Origin of the sequence: Acidovorax sp. Root267, assembly GCF_001429215.1 — a bacterium.
Lineage (GTDB): Bacteria > Pseudomonadota > Gammaproteobacteria > Burkholderiales > Burkholderiaceae_C > Acidovorax > Acidovorax radicis.
In genome coordinates this window covers 203,886-220,813 of the sequence record NZ_LMJC01000030.1, presented here as the reverse complement: position 1 = coordinate 220,813, position 16,928 = coordinate 203,886, and the positions used below count along the sequence as shown (strand labels likewise).

Sequence of the window (16,928 nt, the reverse complement as noted above, 5' to 3'; positions counted from 1 at the left end):
GGTTTTGCACTTTCCCTCAACACTCTGACATGCCTATCTACGCCTACAAATGCGGCTCCTGCGGCCATGCCAAGGATGTGCTGCAAAAAATCTCCGACGCGCCCCTGACGGTGTGCCCCGCCTGCGGTGCGGAGGCATTTTCCAAGCAAGTCACTGCGGCGGGCTTCCAGCTCAAGGGCTCGGGCTGGTACGTGACCGATTTTCGCGGTGGCAGCAGCGGCAATTCTGCCCCCGCGACCGACAGCAAGGCAGAGCCGAAAGCCGACGCTGCGGCACCTGCCAGTTCTGGTGATGCTCCTAAAAAAGAAGCGCCTAGTGTCGGTGCATCAAGCGCTGGCGGCAGTTCTGCCTCTTCAACCCCCTCCGCGAGCTGAGTCACCCTCATGGCTGCCCTGCGCAAATGGCTGTTGACAGGTCTTCTGGTGATCGTGCCGGGAGTCATCACGGCGTGGGTGCTCAACTGGATTGTGAGCACCCTGGACCAGACCCTGCAAATCCTGCCGGGCGCATGGCATCCCGACAAGCTGCTGGGCGTCCACGTGCCCGGCTTTGGTGTGGTGCTCACTCTGCTGATCCTGCTGGTGGTGGGCGCCATCGCCAGCAACTTCGCCGGCCGCAAGCTGGTGCAGTGGGGCGATGCGGTGGTGCACCGCATCCCCGTGGTGCGCTCCATCTATTCCAGTGTCAAGCAGGTCTCCGATACGCTGTTCTCCGAAAGCGGCAACGCCTTTCGCAAGGCGGTGCTGGTGCAGTGGCCGCGCGAGGGTGTCTGGACCGTGGCCTTCGTCACCGGGGCGCCCAACGGCGAGGTGGCCGCCTATCTGCGTGACGAGTTCGTGAGTGTGTATGTGCCCACCACGCCCAACCCCACAGGCGGCTATTTCGTGATGCTGCGCAAGAGCGACTGCGTCGAGCTCGACATGAGCGTGGACTCAGCCCTCAAATACATCGTTTCGATGGGTGTGGTCGCTCCGGCGGACCCCACGCTCATTTCTCCGGGTAAGTGAATCCCTTTTAATGCGCCCCCCGGGCGCCGGAAGTTTCTGCCATGGCCATGCGTTCCCACTATTGCGGTCTTGTGACCGAAGCCCTGATGGGCCAAACCGTCACCCTGTCGGGCTGGGTGAACCGCCGCCGCGACCATGGCGGCGTGATCTTCATCGACCTGCGTGACCGCGAAGGCTATGTGCAGGTGGTGTGCGATCCGGACCGTGCCGAGATGTTCAAGACCGCCGAAGACGTGCGCAACGAGTTCTGCGTGCAGGTGGTGGGCCTGGTGCGCCCCCGTCCCGACGGCACCACCAACGACAAGCTCAAGAGCGGCCAGATCGAAGTGCTGTGCCACGAGCTGAACGTGCTTAACCCATCGGTCACGCCTCCGTTCCAGATGGACGACGAAAACCTGTCGGAAACCACGCGCCTCACGCACCGCGTGATGGACCTGCGCCGCCCGCACATGCAGCGCAACATGATGCTGCGCTACAAGACCTCCATCCAGGTGCGCAACTTCCTGGACAAGGAAGGCTTCATCGACATCGAGACGCCCATGCTGGGCAAGAGCACGCCCGAAGGCGCGCGGGACTACCTGGTGCCCAGCCGCGTGCACGACGGCCAGTTCTTCGCGCTGCCCCAGTCGCCCCAGCTGTACAAGCAGATGCTGATGGTGGCCGGCTACGACCGCTACTACCAGATCACCAAGTGCTTCCGCGACGAAGACCTGCGCGCCGACCGCCAGCCCGAGTTCACGCAGATCGACTGCGAGACCTCGTTCCTTGGTGAGGAAGAGATCCGCGCGATCTTCCAGCGCATGATCGCTGAGGTGTTCCAGCAGCAGTTGGGTGTCGACCTGGGCGAATTCCCCATCATGACGTACCAGGAAGCGGCTTTCCGCTTCGGCTCCGACAAGCCTGACCTGCGTGTGAAGCTCGAATTCACCGAGCTGACTGAAGTGATGAAGGACGTGGACTTCAAGGTCTTCTCCGCCCCCGCCACCACCAAGGGTGGCCGTGTGGTGGCCCTGCGCGTGCCCGGTGGCTCGCAGATCTCGCGCGGCGAGATCGATGCGTACACCGAGTTCGTGAAGATCTACGGCGCCAAGGGCCTGGCCTGGATCAAGGTCAACGAAGTGGCCAATGGCCGCGAGGGCCTGCAGTCGCCCATCGTGAAGAACCTGCACGACGCGGCCATCGCCGAGATTCTGAAGCGCACCGGCGCGCAAGACGGTGACCTGCTGTTCTTCGGTGCCGACAAGGAAAAGGTCGTCAACGATTCCATCGGCGCGCTGCGCCTGAAGGTCGGCCACAGCGAATTCGGCAAGAAAAACGGCCTGTTCGAAAGCCGCTGGGCGCCGCTGTGGGTGGTGGACTTCCCGATGTTCGAGCATGACGAAGAAAACGACCGCTGGGCCGCCGTGCACCACCCCTTCACGTCGCCAAAGGATGGCCACGAGGACCTGATGGACACAGACCCTGGCAAATGCATCGCCAAGGCCTACGACATGGTGCTCAACGGCTGGGAGCTGGGTGGCGGTTCGGTGCGTATCCACCGCGCCGATGTGCAAAAGAAGGTGTTCGATGCACTCAAGATCACGCCCGAAGACGCACAGGCCAAGTTCGGCTACCTGCTCGATGCCCTGCAGTACGGTGCGCCTCCACACGGTGGCCTGGCTTTCGGCCTAGACCGCCTGATCACGCTGATGACCGGTGCAGAGTCGATCCGCGATGTGATCGCGTTCCCCAAGACCCAGCGCGCCCAGGATCTGCTCACGCAGGCGCCTTCGCCCGTGGACGAAAAGCAGCTGCGCGAACTGCACATCCGCCTGCGCAACATCGACGCTGTCAAGGCAGCTTGATCCGGGGCTTTCCCCGAACCCGGCAGATGCACTCCTGTGGCATCGCACTACAAAGCGGCAAGGGCCTGGCGGCCCGCGCCGCTTTTTTCTTGGCGAGCTCTGGACTCCAGGGTGCAAGCGCTGAAAGGAAACTCTCCATGCTTTCAATGAAAACCCCTGTCTTGCTGATGGGTGTGGTGCTGCTGGCCCTTATGGGCTGCGGCGAGAAAAAAACCGAACTGGGTCAGGGCGGCTCCGTGGTGACGGGCTCGGCGGGACCGGCAGGCGCACACAACGCAGCGCGCGAACTGCTGCGCTGCGAGGCCCCGGTGGCCACGCTGGCGCTGGCCGAGAATCCCAATGGCTACACCATGGGCTCGGGCTACCAGTTGCCGGCGTCGCCGGTGCCCCTGGTCAAGCTGCTGGCCCAGCAAAGTGGGTGTTTTCGGGTGGTGGACCGTTCGGCCGGGCTGCGCGGAACCATTCAGGAACAAGACCTGAAGGAATCTGGCGTGCTGCGCAAGAACTCCACCGTGTCCAAGGGCAAGGGCTATGAGGCGCAGTACACGCTGACACCCAGCCTCACTTTCAGTGAGCAAGATGCCGGGCGCGGCCTGGCCGGGGTGATCGCCATGATCCCGGTACTGCGAGACGTTGCCGGTCTGGCGGGGCTGGTGGAGCAGGTCAAGTTCAAGGAAGCGCAGACGGCCTTGCTGCTGTCCGACAACGAAACGACTGAGCAGGTTGCGGCAGCCACTGGGGCGGCGCGCACCACCGACCTGGGCGTGGGTGGGCTTGTGTTCGGCAAGCTGGGGGGCGCCGCGGGGGCCGGGTGGAGCAATACCAACGAAGGCAAGGTCATCGCCGCAGCATTCCTGGATGCGCACAACCAGCTGGTGGCGCAGGTCAGGGCACTGCAGGCCAAGGAGTTGCCGCCGCCGGTTCCTGCCACCACGACGGCTGCCCCGCGTTCCAAGGGCGGGTAGCGGCGCCATGACGGCAGCCCAGCAGCGGCCCTACAAGCTTCCGGAGTCGGTGCTGGTGGTCATCCACACTCCGGCTCTGGAGGTGCTGCTGATCCGCCGCACAGGCGGGGACGGGCATTGGCAGTCCGTCACCGGCAGCAAGGACCGACTGGATGAAGCTTTTGAGGAAACCGCGCGCCGCGAAGTGGCTGAGGAAACCGGCATTGACGCGCAGGCTACCGGCTGCGTGCTGACCGACTGGGCGCTGGAGAATGTCTACGACATCTGGCCGCAATGGCTGCACCGTTATGCACCGGGGGTTGTGCGCAACCGCGAGCGGGTGTTTGGCTTGTGTGTGCCTGCAGGCACGCCCGTGGTGCTGAGTCCGCGCGAACACGATGATTTCGAATGGCTGCCTTGGCAGCGTGCGGCCGAGCGCTGTTTCTCGGCCTCCAATGCCGAGGCCTGCTTGCTGCTTCCCCGCTTTGTGTAGGACGACTTTCGTGTTTTTACCCAACTTCGCGCAACCCGGACCCGTTGCTCACGGGTTCTTGGTGAGGGTTTTGACAAGGTGGTCTGAAAAACCTTCCGCCGCGGGCGAGGTGGCGCGCCGCGCGGGGCTGTAAAGGCACACGTAGCGCATCACCTCCGGCGACAAGATGCGGCGGCGCACCAGCCCCAGTGGCTTGGCCAGTGCGCCCACATAGTCGGGCGCCAGCGTCGCAGCCACATCGGCGGCAGCCAGGCCCATGGCGGTGGAGATGTTGTCCACGATCTCCACCGGCGTCACCCGCTGCCCGCTGGGCAGGCCGGTATGCATCTGCGCCACGCTGCGTTCGTGGTCCCGGCCCGCGGCCACCAGCGGGTAGGCGTGCAGCTGGTCCCAGGTCACGCTGCGCTTGTGGGCCAGGGGATGGGTGGGTGCGCACCACAGCACCCAGGGGCTCTCGAACAGCTGGATGCGCGTGACATCGTCACCACAAGCGCGATCCGGGCCCAGGGCCAAATCGGCGTCGCCGCTGGCGACCGCATCGACGAGTTTTTCCACGGGTACGTCGCGGATATGGATGCGCACCTTGGGTCGTTTTTGCACATAGGCCTTGATGGCCTTGGGCAGGATCACGCTGGCCACGACCAGCGGTGCGGCAATCCGCACGATGCCTGCTGCGCGGTTGCGCACATCGCTGGCGGCCGTCTGCGCCATGCGCAGGTGCTTGAGCACGGACTCAGCCGAAGCGAGAAACTCCCGTCCGGCGCTGGTGATGTCCACCCGGCGTGTGCTGCGCTCGAACAGCTTGAAGCCGAGCGCGTCTTCCAGCTCACTCACGAGCTGGCTTACCGCCGAGGGGGTGAGTGCCACACGGTCTGCGGTGGCCGCGAAGCTGCGCAGTTCGGCCACGGTGACAAAGGCTTCGAGTTGGCGTGGCGTGAAGTGGGGCAGAGACATGGCTGGCGCAGTGGGGTCGCTGGGGTGGTTCCATTCATTAGACCATCTTCACAATCCGGAAGAAAGCATTGATTGTGGTCAAGGAAAGCGCTGCAGATACTTCGCGACGGAACGGGCAAGGCTGCCTCGCCCTGTTGTCTGATTGGAGAATCCCCTTGAGCACCGACACCCTGAACGTCGCCGGCATCGCCGTATCGCCCCACCACTACATCGACGGCCAGCGCGTGGCGTCGGACCTGCGCTTCGACCTGCACTCGCCCGTCGACCAGGCGCTGCTGGGCCGCATCAGCGAGGGCTCTCCCGCGCATGTGGATGCCGCTGTTACTGCCGCAGCGCGCGCCTTCCCGGCGTGGAGTGCGCTCACGGCTGCCGAGCGCAAGCCCTACCTCGACCGTTTCGCGGCCGAGATCGGCCAGCGTGCCGAGGCCTTCTGCACGCTCGAATCCAACGATGCGGGCGTGCTGCTCTCGCGCATGAAGCACGGCGTGGTGCCGCGCGCCATGCTCAACATCACCTGGTTCGCCGAGCACGCGCTCACGCTGCAGGACCGCCCGATCGAGACCGAGCAGGCGACCCACCTCGTGCGCCACGACCCGGCCGGCGTGGTGGCCATCATCACGCCCTGGAACGCACCGCTGATGCTGGCGACCTGGAAGCTCGGCCCCGCCCTGGCCGCGGGCAACTGCGTCATCGTCAAGCCGCCGGAATGGGCGCCGCTGACCAGCAGCCTGCTGGCCGATTGCGCGCACGCGGCCGGCCTGCCACCCGGGGTGTTCAACATCGTGCAGGGCGCTGGCGCCAGCACCGGTGCGCGCCTGGTCAGCGACCCGCGCCTGGCGCGTATCTCGTTCACCGGCTCGGTGCCCACGGCCAAGTGGATCGCGCAGTCTGCGGGCGCCAACCTCGTGCCCTGCAGCCTGGAGCTCGGCGGCAAATCGGCCTTCATCGTGCTGGAAGACGCCGACATCGACAACGCTGCCGCCACCGGCGCGCTGATGTACCGCAACGCTGGCCAGGTGTGCCTGGCGGGCACGCGTTTCCTGGTGCACCGCAAGGTGCACGATGCCTTCGTGGCGGCCCTGCGCGGCTATGTGGAAAAGCTCACCGTGGGCGATCCGCGCGAGGATGCCACCGAGGTAGGGCCCATCATCCACCCGCGCCAGGTCGAGCGCGTGCACGGTTTTGTGCAGCGCGCCGTGGCCGATGGCGCCACGCTGCTCTGGGGCGGGGCGCACCACCCCTTCGGCGCGCAGTATTACCAGCCCACGCTGCTCACCGATGTGCGCCAGGACAGCGAGATCGTGCAGAACGAGGTCTTCGGCCCGGTGCTCACGCTGCAAACCTTCGACAGCGACGAGGAGGCCATTGCCCTGGCCAATGGCACGGACTACGGCCTGGGTGGCGTCTGCTACGGCCAAGCGGAACACGCCAGCGCCGTGGCGCAGCAGGTGCGCACCGGCTTCATCTGGGTCAACAGCTTCGGCATCCGTGACCTGGCCGCGCCCTTCGGCGGCATCAAACGCAGCGGCGTGGGCCGCGAGGGCGGGGACTGGAGTTTCGAGTTCTTCTGCGACGTCAAGGATGTTGTCGTCCCCAAAAAGCCGTTCCGCGCGAGCTTCAGCCACCGCTAACAAGTTCACAGGAGACACACACCATGGGAAGCATCGTTGGCGCCGCCATCGTCTCGCACCACCCCGGCCTGATGCAGTGCGAAGAGTTTCGCGTGCTGCAGGGGGCGGGGGCCGACTCGGACCTGATCCCCGGCTACGCGCGCCTGCGCGAGCGCATCGAGAAAGCCCGGCCCGATGTGGCCATCATCTTCGACTCGCACTGGTTCACCACCGGCTACCACTTGGTGGACGGTGCTCCGCGCTACCAGGGCATGTTCATCTCGGACGAGATGCCCTGGTACCTGCACGGCGTTCCTTACGACTACCGCGGCCATCCCGACCTGGCGCTGGAGATCGAGGCGGTCTCGCGCGAGCACAAAGGCTACAACCGCGTCATCAACCACCCGGACCTGGGCAAGCAGTACGCCACCATCAACCTGGTCAAGCAGCTGCGCCTGGAGCGCAGCGACACGCCGGTGGTCACCGTGAGCTCGTGCCAGAACTGCGACTGGCGCCACTTCCTGAAGTCGGGCGAAGCGATTGCCGAGGCCGTGCGCCGCAGCGACCTGCGCGTGCTGCTGCTCGCATCGGGTGCCCTGAGCCACAAGTTCAACCCCATCGACTGGAAGCCCAAGCACCCGCGCATCTTCCACGAGAGCAATGTCTCGCGCCCCGAGAACATCGTGAGTGACAAGGGCGCCATCGCACTCATGGAGCAGGGTCGGCACGATAGGGTGCTCGACCGCTGGCAGGACGAGTACCGCAAGATGCCCTGGGAGGCCTTCGGCGCCCACTACCTGCAGATGCTGGGCGCCATGGGTGGGGCGGACTGCCGAGCGCGCGGCGTGGCCTTGTCGGCCTATGAGAACGCACGCGGCACGGGCAACGTGCATATGTGGTTCGATGGCGAAGAAGCGGCCCGGAGGCTGGAGGTGGCGGCATGAACTTCGAATTCCCGATCACCGAACTGCCCGCCGTGATGCGGGGCCCGCGCGTGGAGCGCCGCCGCGTGCTGGTGGGCGGCAGCGCCTGCTGGGGTACCCTCGTGGAAGAGGGCGCGCAGCAGGGGCAACTTCGCCTGGACGATGGCCGCGTGGTGGACCCGGCCACGGTGCAGCACCTGCCGCCGGTCTCGCCCAGCAAGGTCATCGCGGTGCACATCTCGTACAGCTCGCGCAGCTTCGAGACGCGCAACCAGCCCAAACCGACCGAGACACCGACCTATTTCACCAAGCCACCGACCTCGGTCAACGGCCATGGCTGCGAGATCCACAAGCCCGCCGACAGCCTGTACCTGAACTACGAGGGCGAATACGCCGTGGTCATCGGCAAGACCTGCCGCAACGTGCTGCCCGACGAGGCGTGGGACTACATCGAAGGCTTTTGCCCGGCGCTCGACATGGGCCTGCAAAACTACCGCGACACCGACCAGGGCAGCATGCTGCGCGTGAAGGGCGCGGATACGCTGCTGCCCATCGGCCCGGGCATCGTGCGCGGCGTGAACCTGTTCGAACAGACGCTGCGCACCTACCGCAACGGCCTGGTGGTGCAGGAGGCGCACATCGGCGACGAGACCATCTGGGGCCCGCACTACGTGGTGGCCGACATCGCGCGCCACATCACCCTGGTGCCGGGCGACGTGATCCTTATGGGCACGCCTTGCCACTCGCGCTCGGTGGATCCGGGCGACCTGGTGGAGTGCGAGATCACCGGCCTGGGCCGCCTGGCGGGCACCGTGGTCGCCATTGACGCGCCGCGGGCCTCGGCCCTGGGCGTGGGCCACCAGCCCACCGACAGCCCCGAGGTGCGGCGCGTGGCCTGCGGCTTCGACGAGCGCGTGCCCGAGCACCTCAAGGCCAACTACCGGCAGGCTGCGAAGAAGTAACTCACAACCACACACAGGAGACGAACCATGACCCTTTCCCCATCCCTGTCGCGCCGCGATGCTTTGCAATGGGCCATTGCCAGTGCGGCGGGCGGCATGCCCTTCCTGGCCCATGCCCAGGCACTCGACACCGTGAAGATCCTGGCCGGCTTTGCCGCCGGCGGCACGGTGGACACCCTGGCGCGCCGCGTGGCCACCCAGATCACGGGCGGCTACGCCAAATCGGCCGTGGTGGAGAACAAGACCGGCGCGGGCGGGCAGATCGCCATCACCACGCTCAAGGCCGCCCCGGCGGACGGCGCCACGCTGCTGGCCACGCCAATGTCCATGCTGGGCATCTACCCCCACACCTACAAGAAGCTGCCCTACGACCCGGTGGCCGACGTGACGCCCGTCTCGCTGGGCGTGGTGTTCGACATGGGCTTTGCCGTGGGCCCGCAGGTGCCGGCCTCGGTGAAGACCGTGCCCGAGTTCCTGGAGTGGTGCAAGGCCAACCCCACGGGCGCGAACTTCGGCTCGCCCGCACCGGGCTCGGTGCCGCACTTCGTGGGCGAACTCATCAGCCGCGCGGGCAAGGTGGACATGCGCCACGTGGGCTTTCGGGGCTCGCAGCCCGCCATCCTGGACCTGCTGGGCGGGCAGATCGCAGCCGTCTTGGCGCCGGTGGGCGAATTTTTGCCGCACCTTCAGGGCGGCAAGCTGCGCGTGCTCGCTACCTCGGGCGCCACGCGCAACAAGTTCGTGCCGGGCGTCAGCACTCTGGTCGAACAGGGCTTGCAGGACATGGTCTACGGTGAGTGGTTCGGCTTTTTCCTTCCGGGTAAGGCCCCGGCCGAGGTGGTGCAAAAGGCCAATGCCGCCATCCGCGCTGCGCTGGCCGACAAGGACGTGGTTGCCGGGCTGGCCGCCATGGGGCTGGAGGCGCGCTCGTCGAGCCCGGCCGAGCTGGCGGCGCTGCTCAAGGCCGACGGCGACAAGTGGGGCCCCATCGTGAAGGCCATCGGCTTCACCGCTGAATCCTGAGGCCCGCACGATGCTCGACGACGCATTGATCCAGCAACTGGCCCGTGAACTGCACCAGGCCGAGAAGACCCGTGTGCAGGTGGAGCATTTCTCCAGGCGCCACCCCGGCATGACGGTGCAGGACGGCTATGCCATCTCGCGCGCCTGGGTGGCGATGAAGATCGCCGAAGGGCGCACGGTGCGCGGCCACAAGATCGGCCTGACCTCTCGCGCCATGCAGGTCGCCAGCCAGATCACCGAGCCCGACTTCGGCACGCTGCTGGATGACATGTTTTTTGCCGAGGGCGGCGACATCCCCGTGCAGCGCTTCATCCTGCCGCGCGTGGAGGTGGAGCTGGCCTTCGTGCTCAACAAGCCGCTGCGCGGCGAGCCGGGGCGCCCCCCGGTGAACATCTTCGACGTGCTGGCCGCCACCGAGTACGTGGTGCCCGCCATCGAGATCATCGACGCGCGCATCGAGCAGCACGACCGCCACACCGGCGTGATGCGCAAGGTCTTCGACACCATCTCGGACAACGCGGCCAATGCTGGCATCGTCACCGGCGGGCGCCCCGTGCGGCCCGATGCCGTGGACCTGCGCTGGTGCGGTGCGCTGCTTTACAAGAACGGGGTGATCGAGGAGTCGGGCCTGGCGGCCGCCGTGCTCAACCACCCGGCCACGGGGGTGGCCTGGCTGGCCAACAAGCTCGCGCCCTATGGCGAGGGGCTGAAGGCGGGCGAGGTGGTGCTGGGCGGCTCGTTCACGCGGCCCGTGGCGGCTGCTGCGGGCGACACCTTCCATGCGGACTATGGGCCGCTGGGCAACATCGCGTTCCGTTTCGTCTGAGGGAGGGGCTGTGCAGACACCGGTGAACACTTTCAAGCAGGCCCTGGCCGCGCGCACGCCGCAGATCGGCCTGTGGTTTGGCCTGGCCAGCGGCTATGCGGCCGAGCTGGTGGCGGGCGCGGGCTTCGACTGGCTGCTGCTGGACGGGGAGCATGCGCCCAACGACGTCCCGCGCATGCTGGAGCAGCTGCAGGGCATCGCCAGCGCCCGCGCCATGCTGGGCTCCGGCCCGCACCCAGTGGCTCGGGTGCCGGTGGGCGACACGGCGCTGATCAAGCAGTACCTGGACATCGGCGCGCAGACCCTGCTGGTGCCCATGGTGGACACTCCCGAACAGGCGGCTCAGCTGGTGCGCGCCATGCGCTATCCGCAGGATGACGGGCAGGGCGGCATCCGTGGCATGGGTGCCGGGCTGGCGCGCGCCTCGCAGTGGATGCGCTACCCCGGCTACCCGAAGGAGGCCAATGCCCAGGTGTGCCTGCTGGTGCAGGCCGAAAGCACCCTCGCCATCGAGAACCTGGATGCGATCGCCCGCACGCCGGGCGTGGATGGCGTCTTCTTCGGCCCGGCCGACCTGTCGGCCAGCATGGGTCATGTGGGCAACCCGGGCCACCCCGCGGTGCAGGCCGCCATCGAGGACGGCATCCGCCGCGTGCTGGCCGCAGGCAAGGCGCCCGGTATCCTGATGGCCGATGAAAAGCTCGCACGCCGTTACCTGGAGCTGGGCGCCGTCTTCGTGGCCGTAGGGGTGGACACGAGCGTGCTGGTGGCCGCCACGCGCGACCTGGCGGCGCGCTATGGCAGGCCGGTGTGCCTGGGTCCGTCCGTTGCCGCGCCATCGCCGCCAGCCGTGTACTGAAAGCGGCAGTGGGCAGGCGATGGAGGCGGAGTGCCTATCCCAATGGCCGCAGCCTGAGCCTGTCCATCGGATCGTCAGGCTCCGTGCTGTCAGTCTCACTGGGGTCGTCATCGCTCAACGCCCTGGTGGCGGGGCCCGTCTCGGCCGCGTTGCGTGAACGGATGACCACGCCGCCGGGCCTCCGTTCGCTGTCTTGCCCCAGGATGGCGCGCACCGGCGTGCTGCCCACACGGGCGCGCAAGGCGTCGATGGCTTCCTGCAGCGGTTCCGGCGACGCCATGCGTGCCCGGTGGCGCAGCAGTACCTGCTGGGACATGTCCACCAATTTGGAATTGAGTGTTTTCTCGGCCTGGGCCAGCAGATGATGGACTGCGCCTGTCGGGTCTCCGTGCAGGCTTTGGGCCATCGCGGCCTCGGCGGTTTTGTTGATGTGGAGCAGGCACTCGCGCACCAGGTCGCCGTAGGGCGTGTGCAGGTTGCAGGCATTGGCCAGCAGTTCGGTCAGGCCGCGCGTGTTGGCATAGCGCATGCCGAGCGCACGCACCCAACCCTCGCTGTCCGACAGATCGATCGACGTGACGGCCAGCACCGCCAGCAGACTGCCCAGGTTGCACGCGGCCTCGAAATCAAAGCTGCTGGACGTGATCTCGCGTGCCATGCTGCGCACCGACTCCACCGCCTGCGAGAACTGCCGCTGCTGGATGAGCTGCAGCGTGCGCGCCACCTCGGCAAAGCGCTGCACGCGGGCGCTACCCTGGTGCCGCTCCAGAATGCGGCCAAAGTCGGCCATGCAGCGCTCGATGCCCTTGCGATCGCTCTCGGCAAAGTACGAGAACGTGAGCAGCACCAGCGACTGGAAGTCAAACAGCTTGGAGTCGATGCCCAGGATGGCGGCCCGTGCCAGCACCTTGGTGGCGGTTTCGCGGTCGCCCATGTAGTACGACATCATTCCCAGCTTCTGCAGGCGCACCACCGAATCCGGCGTCAGGCCACTGGCCGTCCGGTAGGTTTCGATGGCCTGCGAGAAATTGCCCAGCTCCACCTGCGCCCGGCCCAGCACGTCGTAGGCATCGGCAAACGAGGCATCTTCGCCAATCAGCTCCTGCAAGGTGGTCACGGCGCGTGCCGCCTGGCCCGATTCGATCTGCGCGCGCGCCACGCCCAGTTTGGCCCAGGGCAGCGCGCGGGCGGCGATCACGGCCTCGAACAGCGTGCGGGCCTCGTCGTGGCGGCCCAGGCGCAGCAGCAACTCGGAGCCAATGCGCGCGGCGTACAGCCAATAGGGTTGGCGCGACTCGAAGCGGGCCACGCACAGGCGGGCAGCCCGCTCGAAATCTTCGGCCTCGATGGCGTCAAAAATTGGGCGCAGATGGATCTTGCGCAGACGTGCCAGGCTCAGGCGCTCGAACAGCGCGCTGGGCGTGAACGGCTTGAGCAGGTAGCCATCGAGTGCGGATTCGGCGGCTTCGGCCACGGCGGCATACGAAGCCTCGGACGTGACCATGAAAAACACGGTGGAAAACGGCAGGAGCTGTGCGCGCCGCAGGTCGTCCAGCAAGGTCTGGCCTGAGTAGCCGCCTTCGCCAAAGTATTGCTCGCACAACACATAGTCGAACACGGTGTGCTCCAGCCGGTTGCGTGCGTCCTGCACACGGCTGCATTGCACGATGCGGGTCACGCCGTACTCGCGCAGCTGGCCCACGAGGATGCTGCGTGAGGTGGCGTTGCTGTCGACAATGAGCGCCAGCACCGCAGGGGCGGCAGATGGAACGGTCTCGGTAGCCATTCAGGGTGTGTACCGGTCTCGCTGGAGCGGGGGAGTGGATGTAACCCAGTGTAAGGCGCTGGTGCCCCTGGCAGCGTCGTACAAACCCGCAGCCAGTGCGGCTTGCGACACAATCAGACCATGCAACACGACGACATTCTGCGGGTGGCCACCTACAACATCCACAAAGGCGTACAAGGCATCGGCCCGGCGCGCAGGCTGGAGATCCACAACCTGGGGCTGGCGGTAGAGCAACTCGACGCCGACATCGTCTGCCTGCAGGAAGTGCGCAAGCTCCACCGGCGGGAACAGGCGTATTTTCAGCGCTGGCCCGAGCTGCCCCAGGCCGAATTCCTGGCCCCCGAGGGCTATGAGGCCGTGTACCGCACCAACGCCATCACCAAACATGGCGAGCACGGCAATGCCCTGCTGTCACGCTGGCCCGTGATCGGCCACCAGCACGAGGACATCTCGGACCACCGCTTCGAGCAGCGCGGGCTGCTGCATGTGGAGGTGGACGCCCATGGCCGCCGCATCCATGTGATCGTGGTGCACCTGGGGCTGATCCCGGGCAGCCGCATCCGCCAGATCGAGCGCCTGCAGCGCTTCATTGAACGCGAGGTGCCGCCCGGTGCGCCCCTGGTGGTGGCCGGCGACTTCAACGACTGGGGCTTGCAGATCAAGCGCATGCTGGCCGGTTTTGCACTGCATGAGTTTGATGCGCCCCGTGCCTTCACGTACCCCGCGCGGCTGCCGCTGGCCCAGTTGGACCATGTGTATGTGCGTGGCCTCACGCCACTGTCGCTGCACGTGCCGCGCGGTCGCATCTGGTGGCGCATGTCGGACCATTTGCCGCTGATTGCGGAGTTCAGGCTTTGAACGCCCCCCTGAGTCGCTTCGCGCCTTCCCCCGCGGGGGGACGCCACCCATGGCCTGGCAAAGCCAGTTCCACGGTGGCACTGGCCTTGTGCGCGCCCGTTTCCACATTCGCTGGCGGTGCGCTGCACGGTGGATGGGCGCGATGAGCAAGAAGTCGCTGTTCCGGGCTCACAGGGCTGAGTTTTCGGACGACCACCGGGTGCGACTGCTGCAAGGGGCCGAGGAGCTGTTTCCCGCCCTGATCGAGGCCATGGATGCGGCGCTGTCGGACATCCAGTTTGAAACCTACATTTTTGATTTCACCGGTGCCGGCGCGGCGGTGGCCGAGGCGCTGATGCGGGCCGCCGAGCGCGGCGTGCGCACCCAGTTGGTGGTGGATGGGGTGGGCACGGGCACCTTGCCGCACAGCTGGGCAGAACGCTTGCAGGCCTCGGGCGTGCAGTACCGCGTGTATTCCCCCTTGGGGCCGTTGGGCCTGCTGTTGCCCCACCGGTGGCGCCGGCTGCACCGCAAGCTGTGCGTGGTGGATGGATGCATGCTGTTCTGCGGCGGCATCAATGTGCTGGACGACTTTCACGACCCCAACTACGGCACGCTGGATGCGCCGCGCTTTGACTTTGCCGTGCAGGCCACCGGCAGCCTGGTCGCGCCGGCCAGCGAAACCATGGACCAGCTGTGGTGGCGCATGCAGGCAGTGCGCGACGCGCGCCAGCGCCGCCTGCCCGAAGCCCTGCAGGCCCTGCGCGCCGCTAGCGCGGCCCGGCATGCCGTGCGGACTGCGGAGGCAGGCCCGCCCATGCGGGCCGCGCTGGTGCTGCGCGACAACGTGCGCAACCGCAGCCGCATCGAGAAAGCCTACCGCCGGGCCATCGGCGCGGCACGGCACGAAGTCATCATCGCCAACGCCTACTTCATGCCCGGCGGCAAGCTGCGCCGCGCGTTGGTGATGGCCGCGCGCCGGGGCGTGCGCGTGCGCTTGCTGCTGCAGGGGCGCTACGAGTACTTCATGCAGTACCACGCGGCGCGGCCGGTGTATGGCGCGCTGCTGGAGGCCGGAGTGGAGATCCACGAATACGCGCCCAGCTTCCTGCACGCCAAGGTGGCGGTCATCGACGCGCTGGGCGAAAACCCCTGGGCCACCGTGGGCTCGTCCAACCTGGATCCCCTGAGCCTGCTGCTGGCGCGCGAGGCCAACGTGGTGGTGGAAGACGCCGCCTTTGCCACCGACCTGCGCCAGCGCCTGGTGCACGCCATGCAGCATGCTGGCCGGCGCATGGACCCGGCGCGTTACGCGAACCGCCCCCTGCGCCAGCGCGTCCTGGATCGCATCGCCTTCGGCCTCATGCGGCTGGCGCTGTGGGTCACTGGAAACCGGTATTGAAGACCCCTCTGACCCGCAGCCCGCAGGGGTCGCCACCGGGCGAAGCCGGTTCCACGGCGGCACTTGCTGAGGGTGCGCCGCTTGCCTGCGCCCCGGGGGCTGATTCGCGCCAGGGACGACGGAATCCTGCAAGATTGTTTGCTATTATTTTGGTAGCTGTTTGCGCTTGTCCAACAAGCGCTAGGGGCCTAAAACCCTTGGAATCCATGCCCTGGCATTCGCTGTTACGATTCTGGCCATGTCCAGCCAACCCGCCGCCGATATGACGCCCACCCCGCCGGATGATGAAGGCACGCCCGTCTCCGTGAAGATTCGCGAGCGCCTTGCCGCTGCCCGCAAGCGCTTTCATGCCAACGACAACATTGCAGAGTTCATCGAGCCCGGTGAGCTGGAGAAGCTGCTCGATGAGGTCGAGGTCAAGATGCAGGGTGTGCTCGACAGCATGGTGATCAACACCGTGGGCGACCACAACACTAACAACACCGCGCGCCGCGTGGCCAAGATGTACCTCAACGAGGTGTTCAAGGGCCGCTACGTGGCCCAGCCGCCGATTACCGAATTCCCCAACGCCGAGCACTTGAATGAGCTCATGATCGTCGGCCCCATCACCGTGCGCAGTGCCTGCAGCCACCATTTCTGCCCGGTCATCGGCAAGATCTGGATCGGCGTGATGCCCAACGAACACACCAACGTGATCGGCCTGTCCAAGTACGCGCGCCTGGTCGACTGGGTCATGGGCCGGCCCCAGATCCAGGAAGAAGCCGTGGTGCAGCTGGCGGACCTGATCATGGAAAAGACCCAGCCCGACGGCCTGGCCATCGTGATGGAGGCGAGCCACTTCTGCATGTCCTGGCGCGGTGTGCGCGAGATGGACAGCAAGATGATCAACTCGGTGATGCGCGGCGTGTTCCTCAAGGACAGCGCCCTGCGTCGCGAATTTTTGTCACTCATCCCGGGAAGGAACTAACCCATGTTGGTACGCCTGCTTTACGCCAGCCGCGCTGTCGATACCTCGCCCGCCGCCATTGAGGCCATCCTGACCCAGTCGCGCCAGCACAACCCGGGCTGCGGCATCACGGGCGTGCTTTGTTACGGCGGCGGGGTCTTCCTGCAAGCCATCGAGGGTGGCCGCTCCGCCGTGAGCGACCTGTATGGCCACATCCAGAAGGATCCGCGCCACAAGAACGTGGAATTGCTGCACTACGAGGAAATCGCCGAGCGCCGCTTTGGCGGCTGGACGATGGGGCAGGTCAACCTGTCCAAGATCAACCATTCGATCCTGCTCAAGTATTCCGAAAAGCCCGAGCTGGACCCGTATGCGGTCTCGGGCAAGGTGTCGTTTGCGTTGCTGGAAGAGTTGATGGCCACGGCCTCCATCATCGGCCGGGCCTGAAAAGCGGGGCGCTTTGCTACTGCGCCAGCCGATTCCGGGCCTGCTGTGCTCGCCGTACGAGAGTA

At 66.3% G+C, this 16,928-nt stretch carries 17 protein-coding genes; 15 read left to right on the top strand and 2 right to left on the bottom strand.

What is annotated here, in order from left to right; translation table 11 throughout:
- Positions 1 to 29 precede the first annotated feature (29 nt).
- From ASE39_RS19635 to nudB, 5 genes are all read left to right on the top strand, one after another.
- On the top strand, positions 30 to 374 hold the full coding sequence (locus ASE39_RS19635; RefSeq protein WP_057272246.1) for an FmdB family zinc ribbon protein: 345 nt from the start codon (positions 30 to 32) through the stop codon (positions 372 to 374).
- Positions 375 to 383: 9 nt separating this feature from the next.
- Complete coding sequence (locus tag ASE39_RS19630; protein ID WP_010461944.1) at positions 384 to 1,007, top strand: DUF502 domain-containing protein; 624 nt, start codon at positions 384 to 386, stop codon at positions 1,005 to 1,007.
- 41 nt (positions 1,008 to 1,048) lie between these two features.
- Positions 1,049 to 2,851 carry an aspartate--tRNA ligase gene (gene aspS, locus ASE39_RS19625; protein ID WP_010461942.1) on the top strand — a complete coding sequence of 601 codons (1,803 nt, stop codon included), beginning with the start codon at positions 1,049 to 1,051 and terminating at the stop codon, positions 2,849 to 2,851.
- Between the two features lie 146 nt (positions 2,852 to 2,997).
- Positions 2,998 to 3,816, top strand: a complete 819-nt coding sequence (locus tag ASE39_RS19620) for a CsgG/HfaB family protein (protein WP_140426846.1) — start codon at positions 2,998 to 3,000, stop codon at positions 3,814 to 3,816.
- A 7-nt stretch (positions 3,817 to 3,823) separates the two neighbouring features.
- Complete coding sequence (gene nudB / locus ASE39_RS19615; protein ID WP_010461940.1) at positions 3,824 to 4,288, top strand: dihydroneopterin triphosphate diphosphatase; 465 nt, start codon at positions 3,824 to 3,826, stop codon at positions 4,286 to 4,288.
- Between the two features lie 48 nt (positions 4,289 to 4,336).
- On the opposite strand, the gene ASE39_RS19610 is transcribed toward nudB, so the two are convergent.
- A complete protein-coding gene (locus tag ASE39_RS19610) occupies positions 4,337 to 5,242 on the bottom strand; it encodes a LysR family transcriptional regulator (protein ID WP_057272245.1) in 906 nt (301 codons plus the stop codon).
- Positions 5,243 to 5,397: 155 nt separating this feature from the next.
- Between ASE39_RS19610 and ASE39_RS19605 the strand changes: the two genes are divergently transcribed.
- The 6 genes from ASE39_RS19605 to ASE39_RS19580 are packed head-to-tail and all read left to right on the top strand — an operon-like array spanning position 5,398 to position 11,445.
- Positions 5,398 to 6,873 carry an aldehyde dehydrogenase family protein gene (locus tag ASE39_RS19605; protein ID WP_057272244.1) on the top strand — a complete coding sequence of 492 codons (1,476 nt, stop codon included), beginning with the start codon at positions 5,398 to 5,400 and terminating at the stop codon, positions 6,871 to 6,873.
- A 23-nt stretch (positions 6,874 to 6,896) separates the two neighbouring features.
- Complete coding sequence (locus tag ASE39_RS19600; protein ID WP_057272243.1) at positions 6,897 to 7,796, top strand: extradiol ring-cleavage dioxygenase; 900 nt, start codon at positions 6,897 to 6,899, stop codon at positions 7,794 to 7,796.
- Positions 7,793 to 8,737, top strand: a complete 945-nt coding sequence (locus tag ASE39_RS19595) for a fumarylacetoacetate hydrolase family protein (protein WP_057272242.1) — start codon at positions 7,793 to 7,795, stop codon at positions 8,735 to 8,737. The genes ASE39_RS19600 and ASE39_RS19595 overlap by 4 nt, the downstream gene beginning before the upstream one ends.
- Positions 8,738 to 8,764: 27 nt before the next feature.
- On the top strand, positions 8,765 to 9,760 hold the full coding sequence (locus tag ASE39_RS19590; protein WP_057272241.1) for a Bug family tripartite tricarboxylate transporter substrate binding protein: 996 nt from the start codon (positions 8,765 to 8,767) through the stop codon (positions 9,758 to 9,760).
- Positions 9,761 to 9,770: 10 nt separating this feature from the next.
- Entirely contained in the window at positions 9,771 to 10,586 is an 816-nt protein-coding gene (gene hpaH / locus ASE39_RS19585) for a 2-oxo-hept-4-ene-1,7-dioate hydratase (RefSeq protein WP_057272240.1), read from the top strand.
- Between the two features lie 10 nt (positions 10,587 to 10,596).
- A complete protein-coding gene (locus tag ASE39_RS19580) occupies positions 10,597 to 11,445 on the top strand; it encodes an aldolase/citrate lyase family protein (RefSeq protein WP_057272239.1) in 849 nt (282 codons plus the stop codon).
- 34 nt (positions 11,446 to 11,479) lie between these two features.
- Here the strand turns inward: ASE39_RS19580 and ASE39_RS19575 are convergent, their stop codons facing one another.
- Entirely contained in the window at positions 11,480 to 13,231 is a 1,752-nt protein-coding gene (locus tag ASE39_RS19575; RefSeq protein ID WP_057272238.1) for a tetratricopeptide repeat-containing response regulator, read from the bottom strand.
- A gap of 120 nt (positions 13,232 to 13,351) precedes the next feature.
- On the opposite strand from ASE39_RS19575, the gene ASE39_RS19570 reads away from it, so the two are divergent.
- The 4 genes from ASE39_RS19570 (at position 13,352) to ASE39_RS19555 (ending at position 16,863) form a co-directional block, all read left to right on the top strand.
- The gene (locus tag ASE39_RS19570) at positions 13,352 to 14,089 is read left to right on the top strand and encodes an endonuclease/exonuclease/phosphatase family protein (RefSeq protein WP_010461924.1); all 738 of its coding nucleotides are present in this window, start codon (positions 13,352 to 13,354) and stop codon (positions 14,087 to 14,089) included.
- 142 nt (positions 14,090 to 14,231) lie between these two features.
- Positions 14,232 to 15,470: a cardiolipin synthase ClsB gene (clsB, locus tag ASE39_RS19565; RefSeq protein ID WP_010461922.1), complete on the top strand. Its 1,239-nt coding sequence runs from the start codon at positions 14,232 to 14,234 to the stop codon at positions 15,468 to 15,470.
- 238 nt (positions 15,471 to 15,708) lie between these two features.
- Positions 15,709 to 16,437, top strand: a complete 729-nt coding sequence (gene folE / locus ASE39_RS19560) for a GTP cyclohydrolase I (protein ID WP_057272237.1) — start codon at positions 15,709 to 15,711, stop codon at positions 16,435 to 16,437.
- Between the two features lie 3 nt (positions 16,438 to 16,440).
- Positions 16,441 to 16,863, top strand: coding sequence for a BLUF domain-containing protein (locus tag ASE39_RS19555; RefSeq protein WP_010461918.1), 423 nt, complete (start codon positions 16,441 to 16,443; stop codon positions 16,861 to 16,863).
- The last annotated feature ends 65 nt before the right edge of the window (positions 16,864 to 16,928 follow it).